Genomic DNA, 18,529 nt, shown 5'->3' on the forward strand with positions numbered 1-18,529 from the left:
CGAACAGGCAGCAGAGCAAGTGAGAATGCGACAGCGCGTGTCGCTGTTGGTATTAACCTGAGCGGGACTCTGCAAGCTGGCTGCCGAAAAGAGCCATTGAAGCGATCACCTTTTCGAGTTCGCGGCCAAGCCCTGTGAGGCGATATTCGGTTTTGGGCGGCACCGTGGCGTAGACTTTGCGGGTGAGGAGCTTTTCGGCCTCGAGCAGCCTCAGCCTTGCAGTGAGCATTTTGGGAGAGATGCCTTGCAGGGCGCTTTCAAGCTGCGAGTAGCGCTTTTTACCTTCCAGAAGCTCGCGGATGATCAGGAGTGTCCATTTGCCGGACAGGACTTCAGCGGCAATGCCAACGGGGCAAGCGGGCGATTGATTGTCGCCTGTTTGAGCCGTGCTGTTGGCGTGCGGCAGTTCGAAACTGAGTTGGCTTGGCACTTGAAATACTCACTTAGATAGTAGCTTACTTAAGTAAATAAGATTGTTTTTTAATAGTTACTACATAAAGGGAAGTAAAGATTGATTTGTGAAGTGTGGGTTGTGGTTTTCCGGTATGCGGGTTTGGGTTTTGGGGCTAAGCTGACATGCTATCGTCTTTGGAGCGGTTCATAAGGCAACAGCAGGTTCAGGGTTTGGCAAGGAGGCCAATTTGTTTTTATCGTTTGTCCGCTTGGTGCGGCAGTATTCCCGCTTTTTACTGGTGCGTGTGGTTTTATACGCGCTGATGGCACTTGTCGCGGTGGCGAGCGCCATTCTGTTCGGGGATTATATCCCTGACTCTGTGACCGGATTTGTCGGTGCGGAGGCGATGGATGCAATTCTGACGACCTTGGCAAGTTCGATGCTGGCGGTGACGACATTTTCGCTTTCGATCATGGCCGCGGCGATGCAGGGGGCTTCCGGCACACTCACGCCACGGTCGCGGCTTGTGCTCAGGCAGGATGGCGAGACACAATCGGTGCTTTCGGCCTTTGTCGGAGCGTTTGTTTTTTCACTTGTAACCATCATTTTGCGCGCCACGCCGCTTGTCGGCGAGAAAGAGCGCTTTGTTTTGTTTTGTGCCTCTGTGCTTGTTGTCTGTCTGGTGCTTGTTGCGATTATTCGCTGGATCAGGCGGCTCGAAACGCTCGGCGCCACAGATGACACGGTACTGAAGCTGCAAGCGCGCGCAGAAGCTGCGATGAAGGCTTATAGTTCTGCTCCATCGCTCGGGGCGCATGTCTGGACCCGTGCGGAACGGGACGGTATGCGCGGAAAATCTTGCATTGCGGCAAAGCGGGACGGGTATGTACAGCAGATTATGGAAGAGCTTTTGCAAGAGGTGGCAAAGGAGAACGACATTTTTGTTTATGTGGCTGTGAGCACCGGCGATTATGTGGTCGAGGGGCAGCCGCTTGTCTATGCGGACGGAAGTGAAAACCTTGAAATTACCGATCAGGCGAAGCTGCGCGAGGCGGTTTTTTTGCAGCAAGCGCGCGGGTTTGATCAGGATCCACAGTTGGGTGTGACGGTTTTGACCGAGGTTGCCAGCCGTGCGTTGAGCCCTGCGGTGAATGATGTGCAGACAGCTGTTGATATTGTGCACAGACTGTCCTCGGTGTTTTTGAAGGCAGAGAACGGCGCGCATGAGCTGCGCTGTTCGCATGTCTGGATTATCCCACAAGCGCTTGAGGAGATGTTTGCGGCGAGTTTCGATGTGATCGCGCGGGACGGGGCAGATGCGGGTGAGCTCATGGCTGCTATTGTCGAGAGCCTCGGGCGGATTGAAGCGATGGGGCAAGGGGAGCTGCCCAAGCTTGCGCGCGCGACGGCTGCGCGGCTGAACCTCGGCTAGTTTTCCTGACGATCTGTCTCAAGGCGACACATTACGTCGCGTTTTTGCAACTGATTGCTGACAGGGCTGCAATGCTGGCAATGTAACGCGAAAACAAAGGCGGGATTCATGCGCACTCAGGCTCAGGCTGTTGTCATCGGGGGCGGGCTGATCGGCTGCTCTATTCTCTATCACCTGACCAAGCTGGGCTGGCGCGATGTTGTGCTGCTTGAGCGTGACGAGCTTACGTCAGGCAGCACATGGCATGCAGCGGCCGGGATACACGGCCTGCATGACAGCGCCAATATCAGCCGTTTGCAGCATTATACGATGAATTTGTATAATGCGCTTGAGGAAGAAACGGGCCAGAGCTGCGGTGTGTTTCAGCCCGGCTCGCTTTATCTGGCGCAAACACAGGAACGCGTGCATCAGCTTAAGCTGCAAGAGGCCAAGGCCAAGCTTTATGGTATGGATTTCAGCGAGATCAGCCGTGAGCGCGCCGAAGAGCTGCACCCTCTGGTGAACTTTGACGGCATCAAATGCATCATGTGGGAGCCCTCGGGCGGCAATGTGGACCCCTCGGGCGTGACCAACGCCTATGCTGCAGGCGCGCGGCAGAGGGGCGCAGAAATTCACCGCTTTACGCCTGTTACGGCGACAGAGGCGCAGGCGGACGGAAGCTGGATCGTGCGCACCCCAAAGGGTGATGTTGCGACCGACTGGGTGATCAATGCCGCGGGCCTTTGGGGGCGGGAAGTGGCCGCTATGGCGGGAATCGAGCTGCCGTTGCAACCTACGGAGCACCAGTATTTTGTGACCGAGAGCATCCCCGAGATTGCCGCGATCGAGCGGCGTTTGCCCTCGGTTGCGGACCGTGACGGCGAATATTACATGCGTCAGGAGGGCAAGGGGCTGCTCATCGGGGCATATGAGAAAGATATGCGATTCTGGGCGGAGGAGGGCACGCCGCTTGATTTTGCGCATGACCTGTTTGCCGATGATCTGGACCGTATTGAAGAGAATATCATGCGTGCGATTGACCGTGTGCCTGTGGCCGGAACAGCAGGCATCAAGCGGGTGATCAACGGCCCTATGATCTGGTCGCCTGATAGCAACGTGATCCTTGGGCCTGTGCCCGAGCTGAAGGGCTATTTCTGCTGTAACGGAATTATTCCGGGCTTTAGCCAGTCGGCGGGTATGGGGCTTATGGTGGCGCAGTGGCTCACCACGGGCGAGATGGAATATGACATGTTTGCCTGGGATATGGCGCGGTTTGGCGCTTGGGCGGACAAGAAATTTACCAAGGCCCGCGTTAGGGACGTCTATGCGCACCGCTTCAAGATCCACTTTCCCAATGAGGAGCGCGCGGCGGGGCGGCCTGTGCGCACGCGGCCTGTTTATGCGCACCAGAAAGAGATGGGGGCGGTCTTCGGGCTCAATTACGGCTGGGAGCATCCACTGTGGTTTTCGGGTGTGGAAGGCACGAAGGACACGGACGGGTTTACCCGCCAGAACTGGTGGGGGCCAGTGGGCGAAGAATGTAAGATGCTGCGCGAAAACGTTGGTGTGATCGACATCAGCAATTTCGCCAAATATCGCGTGCGCGGGGCAGGGGCGCAAGACTGGCTCAATGCTGTCTTTGCGAACAAAATACCAACCGAGAAGGGCCGCTCCTGCCTCACGCCGCTCATTGGTGTGCGTGGCGGTATCGCGGGAGATGCAACGATAACCATGATCGGTGAGGATGACTACTGGCTTGTCTCCTCGGGTATGGCCGAGCGCTATCAGAAACGGTTTTATGATGCTGTGCCGCGACCTGAAAGCGTGAGCTTTGAGTGCGTAACTGAAGACTACTGCGGCTTCAACATCGCAGGCCCGCGCGCCCGCGACTTGCTCGCCTCGCTGACCGAAACCCCGGCCAGCAACCACGACTGGCCCTTCATGCGCAGCCGTATGATCCGCGTTGGCGCGGACCGCAACCTTGGCATAAGCGGCGTGGCTTGCCATGCTCTACGTGTGAGCTTCACAGGTGATCTCGGCTGGGAACTTTACTGCAAGGTTGAAGACCAACGCGAACTTTATGAGATGTTGCTTGATGGGGCCAAGCTGCTCGGCGGCGGCCCGGTCGGAAGCCGCGCCCTTACCAGCCTTCGGATCGAAAAGGGCTATGGCAGCTGGAGCCGCGAGTATTCTCCGGAATACTGGCCGCAGGAAGTCGGGCTGGAGCGGCTTTGCAAAATGGACAAGGACTTTCTCAACAAGGCGGCCTGTGCCGAGGTGCTGGCGAAAACCCCGCGTGAGAAGCTCGTGCTGCTGGCGCTCGATGAGGATGATGTCACGGCCTCTAACGCCGATGCGACGGGGGGAGAGCCTATCTTTGCAGGTTCTGAACCGCTGGGGCGTGTGACCTCGGGCGCCTATGGCTATAGCGTCGGCATGAGCCTCGCGCTTGGCTTTGTGAAGGCTGAATTCGAGGGCGACACCGTCGAGGTGATGGTGCTTGGAAAACCGCATAAAGCGCGGATATTGCAGGAAGCGCCGTTTGACCCGAAAGGCGCGCGCTTGAGGGCGTGATCTGAAGGGGCGGCTGCGCCGCGCAGTTTTTTTAGGGTGGGGGCTTTGCCCCCGAACTTCAAAAGCCATAGGGCTTTTGAAGCCCCCCCAAGGTAATTTTGAACAGAAGAAGCTAGAGGTGTGTGCTTAGGGCGTCTGTGAGGACGGATTTGAGCACGTCTGCATTGACATCGGAGGTGACGAAGGCTTCGCCAATGCCGCGTGCCATGATGAAATTGAGCGTGCCGGACGCGACCTTTTTGTCTTGCATCATAAGAGAGATGAGGCCGTCGGCATCGGGGAGTTCTCCTGATATATCAGAGAGATCTGTCTTCATCTTCATGTCTTTGAGGTGCGCGCGCACACGGCTTGGGGCTTCTTGTGAACAGAGGCCGAGGCGCGCGGAGGTTTCAAACGCCAGCGCGCAACCGATGGCGACGCCTTCACCGTGCAGGAGGCGGTCGGAGTAACCTGTGGCCGCTTCAAGGGCGTGGCAGAAGGTATGGCCCAGATTGAGCAGTGCGCGCTCGCCTTGCTCGGTTTCATCGCGCGCGACAATGCCTGCTTTCATGGCGACCGAGCGTTTGACCGCTTGCAGGCGTAAAGCTTCATCACCCCCAGCGAGGGCGGGGCCGTTTTGTTCCAGCCATTCGAAGAAATCCGCATCGCCCAGAAGGCCATATTTTGCGACTTCGCCGTAGCCTGCGCGGAAATCGCGCTCGGTGAGCGTGCCGAGGACGGAGATGTCGGCGAGGACAAGCGAGGGCTGGTGAAACGCGCCGATGAGGTTTTTGCCATGGGGAGCGTTGATGCCTGTTTTGCCGCCCACGGAGCTATCGACCTGTGCGAGAAGTGATGTGGGAATCTGCACAAAACGCACGCCGCGGCGCAGGATAGAAGCTGCGAAGCCGACCAGATCGCCGATGACGCCGCCGCCGAAAGCGATGACGATATCGTTACGCTCGATTTGTTCGGAGAGGAGCCAGTGAACCACCTCTTGCAGGTGCGCCCAGCTTTTGGTGCTTTCACCTTGGGGAAGCGAGAGGTTGGAATGCGAAATACCCTGCGCATCCAGTGACTTGGTGAGTGTTGTTAAGTGAAGAGAGGCAACATGCGCATCGCTCACAATCGCCACTTTGGGGCGCTTGAGAAGCGGGGATATATGCTTGCCGGTGTCAGCCAGAAGCCCTGTGCCAACGAGCACGTCATAGCTGCGCGCGCCGAGGGAGACGTGAACTTTTTCAGGCATCAGTATGTCTCCAGAACATCATCGCGGCTGTTGAGCGCGGTCAGCACTTTATCGGCCATCCGGGTGATGGAATAGCTTGGATGAGCGCCGACTTCCAGATCGGCGAGGGCGTAGACGGGTGCGCGGGCTTCGAAAATTTCGGCCAGTGTTGCGCGCGGATTTGCGGTACGCAGCAGTGGGCGGGTGTCTTTATGGCCGACACGGCTCCAGAGCAGATCGACATCGGCGGAGAGGAAAACGGAGACCCCGAGTGCAGAGATCATTTCGCGGTTTTCCTGTGCCAGAAATGCACCGCCGCCTGTGGACAGCACGCTTTTGCCGGGGGCTGTGAGCAGGCGGCGGATCACTTCGGTTTCACGGGCGCGAAAGAAAGCCTCGCCATCGCGCTCGAAAATTTCGGGGATGGTCATGTTGGCGGCCTCGGTGATCTCGGCATCGGAATCCAGAAAAGGTGCGCCGATTTTGGCTGCAAGAGCTTTGCCCACCGCTGTTTTTCCTGCGCCCATCATTCCGACAAGAACGACTGTTTTTTTCAGCCTGACCCGCATCATTCTCCCAACCAGTTGCCTGCCACCCCCTTGCCAATCGGCATAAGTTTGCAGTTTTATTTCTTTGTCTGCCTGAATGGCGTGATCTTTGCCAAAATGCCAGATATAAAGTTATCCAAACGCGATAAAGCGAAGGCAGGGTATTGATGGGCAGACTTCTCAAATGGTTGTTTTATTTGATCATTCTGGGGTTTCTCGGGCTGTTGGCCTATGCCTATGTCGGCCCGTTTCTGGACGCGGGTTTTGCGCCCGAGCCTGAAGAGATTCGGATACCGGTGGAGCTTGATGCGCGTTAGGTTTGTTCTTTGCTTCTGCCTCGGCGCATTGCCGCTTAGAGCCGAGACCCCGCTTTCGGCGATTGACTGGCTGGACAATCCGACGCCTGTGAGAGTTGCGCCAGCGCCCGGGCCCGATGTGCAGAGCTTACGCGACGAAGCACCTGTGGCTGATGGCGTTGTGACGCCGGATGTGAGCGTTATGCCAATCGGCGAGGCGAGTGATCGGCTGACTGTCGGATTATTGCCAGCTACAGTGACGGGGCTGCCTGAAACGCTCTGGGAACAGAGTGACGCGAAAGCCGTTCAAAGAGCTATCGAGCAGACGGACTTACGCGACTTAAGTGCGCTTCAGAAGCTTTATTATACGATGATGCTGGCCGAGGCGGTTCCACCTTCGGGGATGGAAGCCGAGGCGTTTTTGACAGTGCGTGCAGGCCAGTTGCGCAAGTTCGGGGCGATCGAGCCTGCAGAGGCGCTGGTGGAACGTTTGCCGTTGGCGAGTCCGCAACATTTTGCGCTGTGGTTCGATCTGACGCTGCTGGCAGGGCTTGAGGACAAGGCCTGTATTGCGCTCAATGAAAAACGCGGGTTGTCGAACGATTATGCGGCGCAAATTTTCTGTGCGCTGCGTGGCGAAGACTGGGACGGCGCAGCTCTTTTGTTTGATACAGCTGATGCACTTGGCTTGCTCAGTTCAACAGAGCACCGGCTTTTGCTGGCGTTTCTTGATCCTGAGTATGCCGAAGACGCGCCGAGCCTTGCGCCGCCACGTGACATCAGCGCGCTGGAGTTCAGGCTCTATGAGGCGGTGGGAAACCCGCTGCCGACAGCGAGCCTGCCGATTGCCTATGCAGTATCTGATTTACGTGATCTTGCGGGCTGGAAGGCCCAGATTGAAGCGGCAGAGCGTCTGGTGCGCAATGGCGCACTTTCGGCCAACGCGCTTTTGGGGCTGTATACCGAGCGCAAGCCTGCGGCCTCAGGCGGGGTTTGGGAGCGGGTGCGCGCTGTGCAGAATATTGAAGCCGCGCTCGTAAAGCCTGACCCTGAACGTTTGAGCCAGGCGCTGCAAGATGCGCATTACCAGATGGCAGACTACGGGCTGACGCCTGCTTTGGCCGAGATTTATGCACCCGAGATTGCCGAGCTTGAGCTGACGGCAGCAGGGGACGCGATGCGCTTCATGTTGACGCTTATGAGCGATGCTTATGAAACAGCGCGGGTGGACCCTGCGCAGGAGAGTGTGCACACAAGGTTTATGCAAAGCCTTGCCGCGGGGACACCTGAAGGCGCGGAGGCACTGAATTATCCTCTTGCGGAAGCGATTGAGGAAGGGTTTGACACAGGGGTGCCCGACGAAGAACTTGCCGCGCTGATGGCCGAGGGAAAGCTTGGCGAAGCGATATTGCTGGCTGCCGAGCATATGACATCGGGACTGAACGGTAACATGGGCGCGCTGAAAAGCGGGATCGCGGCGATGCGGCAGATGGGACTGGAAGACATTACGCGGCGGGCCAGCTTGCAAATGATGCTCAAAAAGCCGCGCGACTGAGATGCGCGACTGGCTTGGCATGTTTCTGGAGACCAAGGCCGCCGAAGCGGGGGCGGCCAAGAACACGCTTGAAGCCTACGCGCGTGATTTGAAAGATTTTTTGGGCTGGTGTGCACACAAAGGGCATGAGCCAGAGACGTTGCGCAAGCCCGATATAGAGGCTTATCTGATTGCCTGCGATGCGCAGGGCCTTGCCAAATCTACCCGCGCGCGGCGGCTCTCGGCTATCAAGCAGTATTACCGCTTTGCCTATGAAGAGCGCATCCGCGCCGACAATCCGGCGCTTGAGATATCGGGGCCGGGGCGCAGCAAGGCGCTGCCGCAGGTTTTAAGCGAGGAAGAGGTCTCGCGGCTTCTGGACGGCGCGGCTGAAGTGGGCCGCAGACCGGATGAACGCTTGCGCAACCGCTGCTTGATGGAGATGCTTTATGCCACGGGAATGCGCGTGAGCGAGCTTGTGAGCTTGCCTGTCTCTGCAGCGCGGGGAGATCCGAAGTTTCTGTTGATTGTAGGTAAGGGCGGCAAAGAGCGGATTGTGCCGCTTTCGCCTGATGCGCGGGACTTGTTACAAGACTGGCTTAAAGTGCGCGACGATGCCGAGGACGCCGCGCGCGCCAAAAGCCTGCCCCCTTCGCGTTTTCTGTTCCCGAGCCGAAGCAAGGCGGGGCATATGACACGGCACAGGTTTTATCTGCTCATCAAGGAAATTGCCGTGATGGCTGGGATCAGCCCAGCCAAGGTGAGCCCGCACAAGTTGCGCCACGCGTTTGCGACGCATTTGCTGGCCAACGGGGCTGATTTGCGCGCCATTCAGACGCTTTTGGGCCACGCAGACGTGGCCACCACCGAGATTTACACCCATGTGCTTGAAAAACGCCTTCAGGATTTGGTGCTCAATCACCATCCGATGGCGAAAGACTGACACTCAAGCGCCTCAGAGCGAGGCAAAATTCCGGCAATGCTCTTGAACTTGCGCGCGCAAGCGTTTCATAAGCGTATGACTTTATGTGGAGGGATCAATGGATCCGAATGTGGCCTCGGCTGACGGGGCGTATTGGATTACAGCAGGGGCGATTGTCTTGTTGCTGATTTTGTCGGGCTTTTTTTCCGGCAGTGAAACGGCGCTGACGGCGGCCTCACGCGGCAAGCTGCGCAGTCAGGCGGACAGGGGCAGCGCGGGGGCCAAGCGCGCTCTGGACATTACCGAAGACAACGAGCGGCTGATTGGCTCGGTTCTTCTGGGCAATAATCTTGTGAACATTCTTGCCGCCTCATTGGCAACTTCGCTGTTTACAGCACTGTTCGGCGAAAATGGTGTAGCGCTGGCGACTTTGGTTATGACTATGCTTGTACTGGTCTTTGCCGAGGTGCTGCCCAAAACCTACGCGATCACCAATGCCGAGCGCGCTGCGGCGCTTGTTTCAGCTCCTATTCGCATTGTTGTTCTGGTTTTTGCGCCTGTGGTGACGGCTGTGCGCTGGTTTGTGCGGCTATTGCTGCGGATATTCGGGATTCAGGCGGACCCTGACAGCCATATTCTTGCTGTGCGCGAGGAGATTGCTGGGGCGCTTTCGCTCGGGCACTCGGAAGGGGTTGTGGAGAAGGAAGACCGCGACAGGATTCTGGGGGCGCTCGATTTGGCGGAGCGGGCTGTGGAAGAGATCATGCTGCATCGCTCGGGGATCGAGATGATTGATGCCGATCTTGATCCGCAGGAAATTCTGAACCAGTGTTTGAGCAGCAACCATACGCGACTGCCAGTTTATCGCGATGATCCTGACAATATCATCGGGGTGATACATGCCAAGGACCTGTTGCGCGCCATGCACAAGCAGATGCTTGAGGCGGGCACGGTAGAGGCTGCATTTAGTGATTTTGACCTCGCGGATGTGGCTATGGAGCCTTATTTTGTTCCTGAAACCACAACGCTTGATGACCAGATGCGCCAGTTTTTGCGCCGCCGAACGCATTTTGCGCTGGTGGTGGATGAATACGGTGTGTTGCAGGGGCTGATCACGCTGGAGGACATTCTGGAAGAGATTGTGGGCGAGATCACCGACGAGCACGACCCTGCGGCGGAACATGCTGTGACCAAGGGCGAAGACGGGGTTTTCTATGTGGACGGGGCGATGACAATTCGCGACTTTAACCGTGCGACCGATTGGTCACTGCCGGATGAGGACGCCAATACTGTGGCGGGTCTTGTTATCCACGAGGCGCAGATGATTCCCGAGGTGGGGCAGGTGTTTGCCTTTCACGGCTTCCGATTTACCGTGCAGGAGCGGGAAGACAACCGCATCACCAAGTTTAAAATCCGCCCGCTTTAGGGTGTTTCGGCTGAGGCCGACCCGCCGGGGGGCGTATGCGTGGGGGACTAGTCCCCCACGCCTCCTGAGGTATTTTTGAACAGAAGAAGCGGGGGCAGGGAGGTTTTCAGCCTTCGAGTTTTACCAGCGCGTGGCGCTTTTTGCCGGCGGCGAGTTTGAGGGTTTTGGCGAGATCCTCTTGCGAGAACATCTGGCCCGCTTCTGTGACGGCTTCGTCGTTCACGCGCGCGCCACCCTCGGCGATGAGGCGCTTGGCCTCTTTGCCCGAGCTCACGAGCCCTGCGCGCACGAAGAGCTGCGCAGCAGAGATGCCGTCGGAAACATCAGCGGCAGGTAAGGCGACGGTGGCGAGTTCTTCGCCCACTCCGCCACGCTCGAAAACTTCGCGCGCTGTGGCTTCGGCGGCTTCGGCGGCTTCGCGGCCATGGCAGAGCGTTGTGACCTCGTTGGCGAGCACGATCTTGGCATCGTTGATCTCTTGTCCCTCAAGCGCGCCGAGGCGTTCGCACTCGTCCAGCGGCAGCTCGGTGTAGAGCTTGAGGAAGCGGCCGACATCCGCATCTGTTGTGTTGCGCCAGAACTGCCAGAACTCGTAGGGCGCGAGCATGTCGGCGTTGAGCCAGATTGCTCCGCCCTGACTTTTGCCCATTTTCTTACCATCGGAGGTGGTGAGGAGAGGGGATGTGAGGCCGAAGATTTCTTCACCGATCACGCGGCGGGTGAGGTCGATCCCGTTGATGATGTTGCCCCATTGATCGGAGCCGCCCATCTGGAGCAGACATCCGTAGCGGCGGTTTAGTTCAAGGAAATCATAAGCTTGCAGGATCATGTAGTTGAACTCCAGGAAGCTCAAGGACTGTTCGCGGTCTAGCCGTGATTTGACGCTTTCAAAGGCGAGCATACGGTTGACCGAGAAGTGGCGACCGATGTCGCGCAGGAATTCGAGGTAATTGAGCCCGTCGAGCCATTCGGCGTTGTTGAGCATAATGGCATCGGTTTTGCCTTCACCATAGGTCAGGTATTTCGCAAACACCTGCTTCATACCTTCGATATTGTCATCAATCTGCGCAGGTGTGAGGAGCGGGCGCTCGTCGGCGCGGAAGGAAGGATCACCCACTTTTGTTGTGCCGCCGCCCATTAGGGTGATCGGTTTGTGGCCTGATTTTTGCAGCCAGCGCAGCATCATGATGTTGAGCAAATGCCCGACGTGCAGCGATTTGGCTGTCGCGTCATAGCCGATATAAGTTGGCACAACCCCTTTGATCATGGCCTCGTCGAGGCCTTGATAATCGGTGCAATCGGCGAGAAAGCCGCGCTCCATCATGACACGCATGAAGTCCGATTTGGGGTGATAGGTCATTTTGATATTCCTTGGTTGGTGTGGCGCTTGTATAGAGCGCTCATGGGCGAAGGAAAAGACCATGATTAAGGGCAAGAAACCAGCGGGCAAACTGCGTGCTATCGGCGCGATGAGTGGAACGTCACTTGACGGGGTTGATGTGGCCGAGGTGGTCACCGACGGGCATGATATTTTCAGTTTCGGAACCACGGGCTACCGCGCTTATACGCCTGAGGAGCACGGGATTTTGCGCGGCGTTTTGGGCAAGTGGCATGATGCCGAGGGGCTGGACGCGGCGTTTGAGGTGGTGCAGCGCGCGCATATCGAGGCGTTGAGTGGCACAGAGGCCGAACTTGTCGGCTTTCATGGCCAGACGCTCGCGCATGATCCGCGTGGGCGCGGCACGCACCAGATGGGGGACGGCGCGGCTTTGGCCGAGGCTCTGGGCAAGACTGTGGTGTGGGATTTTCGCTCGTCCGATGTTGAACTTGGCGGCGAAGGCGCGCCGCTTGCTCCGTTTTTTCACCACGCTTGCGCGCGGCACCTGGGATATGAACGGCCAGTTGCCTTCCTTAATCTTGGCGGTGTGGGCAACATTACTTTTGTCGACCCGCGGATTGCAAAGCCTGAAGACGCAGGTGCGGTTTTGGCGTTTGATACGGGACCGGCCAATGCGCCGATCAACGACTTATGCAACGAACGCCTGGGCCGGCCTTATGATGAAGGCGGCGCTTTGGCCCGTAGCGGGCGCGTTGAAACCGGGGCGTTGGAGCTGTTTCTGGCGGACCCGTATTTTTACCGTATTCCGCCCAAGTCGCTTGACCGCGACGCTTTTGCTGTGATGCGCGAACTGGTGCTTGAGTTGCCTGATGCGGATGCGGCGGCCACGCTGACAGGGATGGCCGCGGCCTCTGTTTTGCAGGCGATGGACCATGCCCCAGAGGCGCCCGGCGAAGTTCTGGTGACGGGCGGGGGGCGCTTGAACCCCGTAATGATGCAGATGCTTGCAGCGGCGCTTGATTGCCCTGTGCGGGATATCGACGAGACGGGGCTTAACGGCGACATGCTGGAGGCGCAGGCCTTTGGCTACCTCGCCGTGCGCGTTGCGCGGGGGCTGGCAACATCCTGCCCGAGCACAACAGGCGTGCGGGCGGCGGTGGGCGGCGGAATTGTGAGCTATCCGTCCGAATAAAGCCTCAGGCCGAGCAGGAAGCTCCACCGAGCACACAGAATTTGGCGCAATGCGGGTGATTGAGCTGCACAGGGCGGCGGGCCTCTTTCAGTGTGTTCCCAAGCTCGAACTCGGGCGTGTAGGCGAGAAGTGTGCAGGCAAGCACGGCGGGGGCTTCGGCGCCCTTACGCTTAACCACCATGCGTGAGGAGGAGCACATCACATCCTCAGGAGATTTGCCCAAGATGCCCCAGCAGTCTGTTGTGATTTCGGGGACTTCGACGTTCATGTCCATTTCTGGAAAAAGCACTGTTTGAGCAGGGGCTTGGGCATCAATTCTGAAGTTGTTTTCCGAGTAGAGGCGGGCATAGCCTGCGCGGGCCTCGGCTTCGCTTTCGTGAAAGGCGATGCGGCCGGCAACGGCCATTTTGAAACCGTGGTCGCGCAGCCAGATCATGCCCTCGATTGTGCGCTTGAAGGCATCTTTGCCGCGCTCGGCATCGTGCAATTCGGCTGACCAGTGATCGACGGAAATACGGAAAGTCATCTGGTCGTGGTATTTTTCGGCCAGCTTGAGCAGGCCTGTTTGCATGGGTTTGCGCATCATCGGGCGCATGGCGTTGGTGAGAACAAGCACTTCGAACCCTTGCTCAAGTGCAGCCTCCATCATGCCGATCATCTCCGGGTTCATGAACGGTTCGCCGCCTGTGAAGGCGATCTCGCGGATGGGCCAGCCGAGGCTTTTGACTTCGTCGAGATAAGGCTCGATATCGGCGCGGGTGAGATACACCAGCGCATCATTGGTGGGGGAGCTTTCGATATAGCAATTTGCACAGGTGATGTTGCAGAGCGTGCCTGTGTTGAACCAGAGCGTTTCGGGGTGTGTGAGCGCAACGGAAGCGCGTGTCTCGCCTTTGGCTGTGACGCGCGGATCTTGAAACTTGCCGAAGTTGGCGTGTGTGGTGAAATCTTCCATGGAGCCCTGACATAATCATTGTGTTTTCTTTGGCTAACCCAAGCTGCGCACGCAAAAAAGGGCCGAAGCGGGGATTGACGCCATTGTGAACGCGCGCAGGCCTGTTATCTTTCGGGCAACATACTTTGAAAAGGCTGTCTTATGGTATCGCGCGTTATTCCTGTCGATGATTTTGATCTGGTGATCTTCGGCGCAACGGGTGACCTTGCACGGCGCAAGATATTGCCCAGCCTGTTCCGCCGCTTTTGTGCGGGGCAGATGCCTGATGAGGCCCGTGTTATAGGGGCTGCGCGCTCGGACCATGATGACAAGAGTTTTCGGGCCTTTGTCATGGAAGCCTTGAAAGAGTTTGCGAGTGTGAAGGGCGCCAAGGCGGCAGATTACAAAGCCTTTGTAGCAAGGCTGGATTATGTGACGCTAGATGCGCGCGGCACAGCGGGCTGGGAAGAGCTTAAAGCGCTTTGTGACCGAGGGGTGACGCGGGCGTTTTACTTCTCGGTCGGGCCAAGCCTGTTTGAAGACCTTGCCAAGCGCCTGCATAAATACGGGCTCGCAGGCAACGAAACGCGGATTGTTGTGGAAAAACCCTTTGGCCGTGATCTGGAGAGCGCCAAGGATTTGAACGCGGCTTTGGCCAAGCATTTTGACGAAAGCCAGATTTACCGGATCGACCATTATCTTGGCAAGGAAACGGTACAAAACCTGATGGCTGTGCGCTTTGGCAACATGTTGTTCGAGCCGCTCTGGAACAGCCAGTATATCGACCACATCCAGATCACGGTGGCGGAAACAGTGGGGGTTGCGGGGCGGGGCGAATATTATGACCGCGCAGGCGCCATGCGCGATATGGTGCAAAACCATTTGATGCAGCTTTTGTGCCTGATTGCCATGGAGCCGCCTGCGCAATTTGAACCTGCGGCGGTGCGTGACGAGAAGCTCAAGGTCATTCGCGCTCTGGAGCCTGTGGGGCCGAAAGAACTGGTGCGCGGGCAGTATCAGGCCGATGAGGACAGGAGCAGTTATCTTGAGGATGTGGGGGACGAGGACAGCACCACAGAGAGCTTTATTGCGATCAAGGCGCATATCTCGAATTGGCGGTGGGCGGGCACGCCGTTTTATTTGCGCACGGGAAAACGCCTCAAGCACCGTGCCAGCGAGATTGCGGTGGTGTTCAAGGATACGCCACACAGCATTTTTGGCGATGATGCAGGGCGGCATCGCAACATTTTGAGCATTCGCTTGCAGCCCAACGAAGGCATCGAGCTTGGCGTGACGATCAAGGAGCCCGGGCCCGGCGGTATGCGGCTAATTGATGTGCCGCTTGATATGAGCTTTGCGGAGGCGCTCGGACCGGACGGTGAAGATGTGCCGGACGCTTACGAGCGGTTGATTATGGATGTGATCCGTGGAAACCAGACGCTGTTTATGCGCGACGATGAAGTCGAGGCGGCGTGGCGCTGGAGCGATCCTATTATTGCAGGCTGGGAAGAGCGGCGCGATGTGCCGCTGCCCTACGAGCCTGACAGTGCGGGGCCTGACGATGCGCTGATGCTGATGCACCGAGATGGCCGACGTTGGAGGGAAATTAGAGAATGAAAATAGTCACTTACCCAGATGATGACATGTTGTTCATGGGGCTTGCCAATGTTCTGGCGGGCGAGCTTAAAAGCGAGCTTTTGCACGAGGAACGCGCCAGTTTTGTTGTGCCGGGTGGCACAACTCCGGGGCCTGTTTTTGATGCGCTTTGTGCAGCAAGTCTGGACTGGAGCCGCGTTGATGTGATGCTCTCGGACGAACGTTGGCGGCCCGAGGTGCATGTGCGTTCGAACGCGCGGCTGGTGCGCGAGCGGTTGTTGCAGGGGCGCGCGGCGGAAGCGGTGTTTCACCCCTTTTATACAGGGGCACCTACGCCTGACGAGACATTGGCTGATGTGGAAAGCACGATTTACCCGTGCCTGCCTATCTCGGTTTTGCTGCTGGGTATGGGCACGGATATGCACACGGCTTCACTGTTTCCACGTGCCAAGGGGCTTGATGTTGCTTTGAGCGAGGAGACAAGCGCACTGCTCACGCCGATCGAGGCGGAAGGTGAGCCGGAGCCGCGTGTGACGCTGACGGCCAATGTGTTGAACGGCGCGATGAAGAAACATCTGGTGATTATTGGCGCGGAAAAGCGCGCGGCGTTGGAGCGCGCAGCGACATTGCCGCCCGAGAAAGCACCTGTGAATGCGATCCTTGAGGGCACGACAGTGCATTGGGCACCATGATGCCGGCGAAGGAGTGGGCGCGGGTTTTTACGCTTGGCCGCGCGCGTGGCAAGATTGCCGAGTTGTTTGAGGCGGATGCGAAGCGGGCGGAGCGCTTTAGCCGTGAGGCCTGCGGGATACTCTATGACTTCAGCAAAACAGCATTGAGCGAGGAGAGCTTTGCTGCGTTGCTGGATCTCGCTGAAGCGGCCGAGGTGGAGGCGGCGCGTGATGCGATGATGCGCGGCGAGAAGATCAACACCACAGAAGGCCGCGCTGTGCTGCATACGGCGCTAAGGGCGGGGCCTGAGGCGGTGATTGAGGTAGATGGGCAAGATGTGATGCCCGAGGTGCGGGGCACGTTGGCGCGGATGGCGGCGTTTGCCCGTGAGGTGCGCAAGGGGCCGATCACGGATGTCGTGAATATCGGGATTGGCGGCTCGGATCTTGGGCCAGCTATGACGGCACTCGCGCTTCAGCCTTACGCAGACGGGCCACGGGTGCATTTTGTATCCAACATTGATGGCGCACACATTCATGATGTTCTGAAAAAGCTTAACGCGGCGACAACGCTTGTGTTGGTGGCCTCGAAAACCTTCACCACCATCGAGACGATGACCAACGCCGCCACGGCGCGGCGCTGGATGGCGGAGACGGTTGCCGACCCTGCGGCGCAGTTTGCCGCGATTTCCAGTGCCGAGGAGAAGGCGGCGGAGTTTGGCATTCCTGCGGAGCGGGTGTTTGGTTTTGAAGATTGGGTTGGCGGACGCTATTCTGTCTGGGGACCGATAGGTTTGAGCCTGATGCTGGCCATCGGGCCAGAAGATTTTGCCGCATTTCTGGCTGGGGCAGCCGAGATGGACCTGCATTTTGCGAGCGCGCCCTTGGCCGAGAATCTGCCTGTGATCCATGCGCTTGTCGGGCTGTGGCATCATCAGGTTTGTGGATATGCCACCCGCGCGGTGCTGCCTTATGACCAGAGGCTGGCGCGGTTGCCCGCATATCTCCAACAGCTTGACATGGAGAGCAACGGCAAGCGCGTGAGCAAGGCGGGAGAGGCGCTGGCCTTTGGCTCGGGGGCGATTGTCTGGGGTGAGCCCGGCACCAACGGGCAGCACGCGTTTTATCAACTGCTCCACCAAGGCACCGAGATTGTGCCTGCGGATTTTCTTGTTGCGATGCAGGGGCATGAGGAAGGGCTGGCGCATCATCATGCGCTTCTGGTGGCCAACTGCTTTGCGCAATCTCAGGCGCTGATGCTGGGGCGCGACCATGAGGCACCGCAGCGGGTGTTTGAGGGCAACAGACCCTCTGTGACCATGGCGTATGAGAAGCTCACCCCGCGCATGTTGGGGCGGATTATTGCGCTTTATGAGCACCGTGTGTTTGTGGAAGGGGCGATCCTCGGGATCAACTCGTTTGACCAGTTCGGTGTTGAACTGGGCAAGGAACTGGCGACGGCTTTACAGCCTGTGCTTGGGGGGGCGGAGGCTGATTTGGACAGTTCAACCGCGCAGCTTGTCGCGTTTTATCGCGGCTATCAGAACTAGATATCAAGTTCGAGCCAGACCGGCACATGGTCTGACGGCTTTTCGCGGCCGCGCAGTTCGGCTTGAATTTCGCATTTGACCATGAGGTCGGCGCATTCGGGGCTGAGCAGGAAATGGTCAATCCGGATGCCGTTATTGCGCTGCCATGCGCCGGCTTGATAATCCCAGAAGCTGTAGTGCCCGCCGCCCTGCGTCTGTGCACGGAAGGCTTCTGTGAGGCCAAGAGCGAGAAGGCGCCGGAAGGCCTCGCGGCTCCGGGGGAGGGCGAGAGCATCTTCGCGCCAGCTTTCGGGCTTGGCGGCGTCTTCATCCTGCGGGATGACGTTGTAGTCACCTGCCATGAGGAAGGGCTCTTCCAGCTCAAGCAGCTCTTCGGCGCGTCTGTGCAGGCGCTCCATCCACGCAAGCTTATAGTCATACTTGGGGCCGGGGACGGGGTTGCCATTGGGCAGGTAGAGCCCGCAGATGCGCAGGGCGGTTTTGCCTACCACGGTGGCCTCGATGTAGCGGGCTTGTTCATCGTCTTCGTCGCCCGCGAGGCCACGGGTGACATCTTCGAGTGGCAGCTTCGAGAGCAGGGCAACGCCGTTGAAGGATTTTTGACCGTGGGTCTCGACCTGATAGCCGAGAGTTTCGATCTCGTCGCGTGGGAAGCCTTCATCGATGGATTTGATCTCTTGCAGGATCGCTACATCGGGGGCGTCGTCTTTGAGCCATGTCATCAGGGTTTCAAAACGGGCTTTAACACCGTTGATGTTGAAAGTTGCGATCTTCATGAGGCCCGCCTGCGATTTGTTTCCTCACTGGTTTAGCCGAAGAATCATCGCGCCGCCAGAGTGGCTTGGAGTGAGGGGAATGGAGATTTGATTCTGTCATTGGAAGGATGGTCCTGGACCAGAACGTCAGGTCAAGCGGTGAAGGGGTTTGAAAATATG

16 protein-coding genes are annotated in these 18,529 nt (G+C 58.0%); 10 read left to right on the forward strand and 6 right to left on the reverse strand.

Going from position 1 to position 18,529, the window contains the following annotated elements; genetic code table 11:
* Nucleotides 1–52: 52 nt before the first annotated feature.
* The gene (locus OE750_RS03285) at nucleotides 53–430 is read right to left on the reverse strand and encodes a winged helix-turn-helix transcriptional regulator (RefSeq protein ID WP_263761358.1); all 378 of its coding nucleotides are present in this window, start codon (nucleotides 428–430) and stop codon (nucleotides 53–55) included.
* Nucleotides 431–641: 211 nt separating this feature from the next.
* Between OE750_RS03285 and OE750_RS03290 the strand changes: the two genes are divergently transcribed.
* Nucleotides 642–1,826: a DUF2254 domain-containing protein gene (locus OE750_RS03290; RefSeq protein ID WP_263761360.1), complete on the forward strand. Its 1,185-nt coding sequence runs from the start codon at nucleotides 642–644 to the stop codon at nucleotides 1,824–1,826.
* 108 nt (nucleotides 1,827–1,934) lie between these two features.
* Entirely contained in the window at nucleotides 1,935–4,379 is a 2,445-nt protein-coding gene (locus OE750_RS03295; RefSeq protein ID WP_263761362.1) for a GcvT family protein, read from the forward strand.
* 112 nt (nucleotides 4,380–4,491) lie between these two features.
* Here the strand turns inward: OE750_RS03295 and aroB are convergent, their stop codons facing one another.
* Together aroB and OE750_RS03305 are read right to left on the reverse strand one after the other, a co-directional pair.
* A complete protein-coding gene (gene aroB / locus OE750_RS03300; RefSeq protein ID WP_263761364.1) occupies nucleotides 4,492–5,607 on the reverse strand; it encodes a 3-dehydroquinate synthase in 1,116 nt (371 codons plus the stop codon).
* Nucleotides 5,607–6,155, reverse strand: a complete 549-nt coding sequence (locus OE750_RS03305) for a shikimate kinase (RefSeq protein WP_263762002.1) — start codon at nucleotides 6,153–6,155, stop codon at nucleotides 5,607–5,609. The genes aroB and OE750_RS03305 overlap by 1 nt, the downstream gene beginning before the upstream one ends.
* A gap of 146 nt (nucleotides 6,156–6,301) precedes the next feature.
* Here OE750_RS03305 and OE750_RS03310 point away from each other — a divergent pair, with 146 nt between their 5' ends.
* From OE750_RS03310 to OE750_RS03325, 4 genes are all read left to right on the forward strand, one after another.
* Nucleotides 6,302–6,451, forward strand: coding sequence for a hypothetical protein (locus OE750_RS03310; protein WP_263761366.1), 150 nt, complete (start codon nucleotides 6,302–6,304; stop codon nucleotides 6,449–6,451).
* Nucleotides 6,441–7,985, forward strand: a complete 1,545-nt coding sequence (locus OE750_RS03315) for a hypothetical protein (RefSeq protein ID WP_263761368.1) — start codon at nucleotides 6,441–6,443, stop codon at nucleotides 7,983–7,985. Before OE750_RS03310 ends, OE750_RS03315 begins: the two co-directional genes overlap by 11 nt.
* A gap of 1 nt (nucleotide 7,986) precedes the next feature.
* On the forward strand, nucleotides 7,987–8,907 hold the full coding sequence (locus tag OE750_RS03320) for a tyrosine recombinase (protein WP_263761370.1): 921 nt from the start codon (nucleotides 7,987–7,989) through the stop codon (nucleotides 8,905–8,907).
* Nucleotides 8,908–9,004: 97 nt separating this feature from the next.
* A complete protein-coding gene (locus tag OE750_RS03325) occupies nucleotides 9,005–10,312 on the forward strand; it encodes an HlyC/CorC family transporter (protein WP_263761372.1) in 1,308 nt (435 codons plus the stop codon).
* Between the two features lie 106 nt (nucleotides 10,313–10,418).
* Here OE750_RS03325 and tyrS read toward each other — a convergent pair whose 3' ends face one another.
* A complete protein-coding gene (gene tyrS / locus OE750_RS03330) occupies nucleotides 10,419–11,672 on the reverse strand; it encodes a tyrosine--tRNA ligase (protein ID WP_263761374.1) in 1,254 nt (417 codons plus the stop codon).
* A gap of 61 nt (nucleotides 11,673–11,733) precedes the next feature.
* Here tyrS and OE750_RS03335 point away from each other — a divergent pair, with 61 nt between their 5' ends.
* A complete protein-coding gene (locus tag OE750_RS03335) occupies nucleotides 11,734–12,843 on the forward strand; it encodes an anhydro-N-acetylmuramic acid kinase (RefSeq protein WP_263761376.1) in 1,110 nt (369 codons plus the stop codon).
* Between the two features lie 4 nt (nucleotides 12,844–12,847).
* Here OE750_RS03335 and OE750_RS03340 read toward each other — a convergent pair whose 3' ends face one another.
* Entirely contained in the window at nucleotides 12,848–13,798 is a 951-nt protein-coding gene (locus OE750_RS03340) for a radical SAM protein (RefSeq protein WP_263761378.1), read from the reverse strand.
* Nucleotides 13,799–13,939: 141 nt separating this feature from the next.
* Here OE750_RS03340 and zwf point away from each other — a divergent pair, with 141 nt between their 5' ends.
* From zwf to pgi, 3 genes are read left to right on the forward strand one after another with little or no spacing between them, the layout of a single operon-like run.
* Nucleotides 13,940–15,394, forward strand: coding sequence for a glucose-6-phosphate dehydrogenase (gene zwf, locus OE750_RS03345; protein ID WP_263761380.1), 1,455 nt, complete (start codon nucleotides 13,940–13,942; stop codon nucleotides 15,392–15,394).
* A complete protein-coding gene (gene pgl / locus OE750_RS03350) occupies nucleotides 15,391–16,065 on the forward strand; it encodes a 6-phosphogluconolactonase (protein ID WP_263761382.1) in 675 nt (224 codons plus the stop codon). The genes zwf and pgl overlap by 4 nt, the downstream gene beginning before the upstream one ends.
* Nucleotides 16,062–17,594 carry a glucose-6-phosphate isomerase gene (pgi, locus tag OE750_RS03355; protein ID WP_263761384.1) on the forward strand — a complete coding sequence of 511 codons (1,533 nt, stop codon included), beginning with the start codon at nucleotides 16,062–16,064 and terminating at the stop codon, nucleotides 17,592–17,594. The genes pgl and pgi overlap by 4 nt, the downstream gene beginning before the upstream one ends.
* Here pgi and xth read toward each other — a convergent pair.
* The gene (xth, locus tag OE750_RS03360) at nucleotides 17,591–18,370 is read right to left on the reverse strand and encodes an exodeoxyribonuclease III (protein ID WP_263761386.1); all 780 of its coding nucleotides are present in this window, start codon (nucleotides 18,368–18,370) and stop codon (nucleotides 17,591–17,593) included. The genes pgi and xth overlap by 4 nt on opposite strands.
* Between the last annotated feature and the right edge of the window lie 159 nt (nucleotides 18,371–18,529).

The sequence above is a fragment of the Lentibacter sp. XHP0401 genome (assembly GCF_025751535.1).
In the GTDB taxonomy this organism is placed as follows: Bacteria; Pseudomonadota; Alphaproteobacteria; order Rhodobacterales; family Rhodobacteraceae; genus Lentibacter.

What these genes read in the sequence shown, in the direction of transcription:
- OE750_RS03295 (WP_263761362.1), top strand. Translation starts at nt 1,935, where the DNA reads ATGCGCACTCAGGCTCAGGCTGTTGTCATCGGGGGCGGGCTGATCGGC.
- aroB (WP_263761364.1), bottom strand. Translation starts at nt 5,607, where the DNA reads ATGCCTGAAAAAGTTCACGTCTCCCTCGGCGCGCGCAGCTATGACGTG.
- OE750_RS03305 (WP_263762002.1), bottom strand. Translation starts at nt 6,155, where the DNA reads ATGCGGGTCAGGCTGAAAAAAACAGTCGTTCTTGTCGGAATGATGGGC.
- OE750_RS03310 (WP_263761366.1), top strand. Translation starts at nt 6,302, where the DNA reads ATGGGCAGACTTCTCAAATGGTTGTTTTATTTGATCATTCTGGGGTTT.
- OE750_RS03315 (WP_263761368.1), top strand. Translation starts at nt 6,441, where the DNA reads ATGCGCGTTAGGTTTGTTCTTTGCTTCTGCCTCGGCGCATTGCCGCTT.
- OE750_RS03320 (WP_263761370.1), top strand. Translation starts at nt 7,987, where the DNA reads ATGCGCGACTGGCTTGGCATGTTTCTGGAGACCAAGGCCGCCGAAGCG.
- OE750_RS03325 (WP_263761372.1), top strand. Translation starts at nt 9,005, where the DNA reads ATGGATCCGAATGTGGCCTCGGCTGACGGGGCGTATTGGATTACAGCA.
- tyrS (WP_263761374.1), bottom strand. Translation starts at nt 11,672, where the DNA reads ATGACCTATCACCCCAAATCGGACTTCATGCGTGTCATGATGGAGCGC.
- OE750_RS03335 (WP_263761376.1), top strand. Translation starts at nt 11,734, where the DNA reads ATGATTAAGGGCAAGAAACCAGCGGGCAAACTGCGTGCTATCGGCGCG.
- OE750_RS03340 (WP_263761378.1), bottom strand. Translation starts at nt 13,798, where the DNA reads ATGGAAGATTTCACCACACACGCCAACTTCGGCAAGTTTCAAGATCCG.
- zwf (WP_263761380.1), top strand. Translation starts at nt 13,940, where the DNA reads ATGGTATCGCGCGTTATTCCTGTCGATGATTTTGATCTGGTGATCTTC.
- pgl (WP_263761382.1), top strand. Translation starts at nt 15,391, where the DNA reads ATGAAAATAGTCACTTACCCAGATGATGACATGTTGTTCATGGGGCTT.
- pgi (WP_263761384.1), top strand. Translation starts at nt 16,062, where the DNA reads ATGATGCCGGCGAAGGAGTGGGCGCGGGTTTTTACGCTTGGCCGCGCG.
- xth (WP_263761386.1), bottom strand. Translation starts at nt 18,370, where the DNA reads ATGAAGATCGCAACTTTCAACATCAACGGTGTTAAAGCCCGTTTTGAA.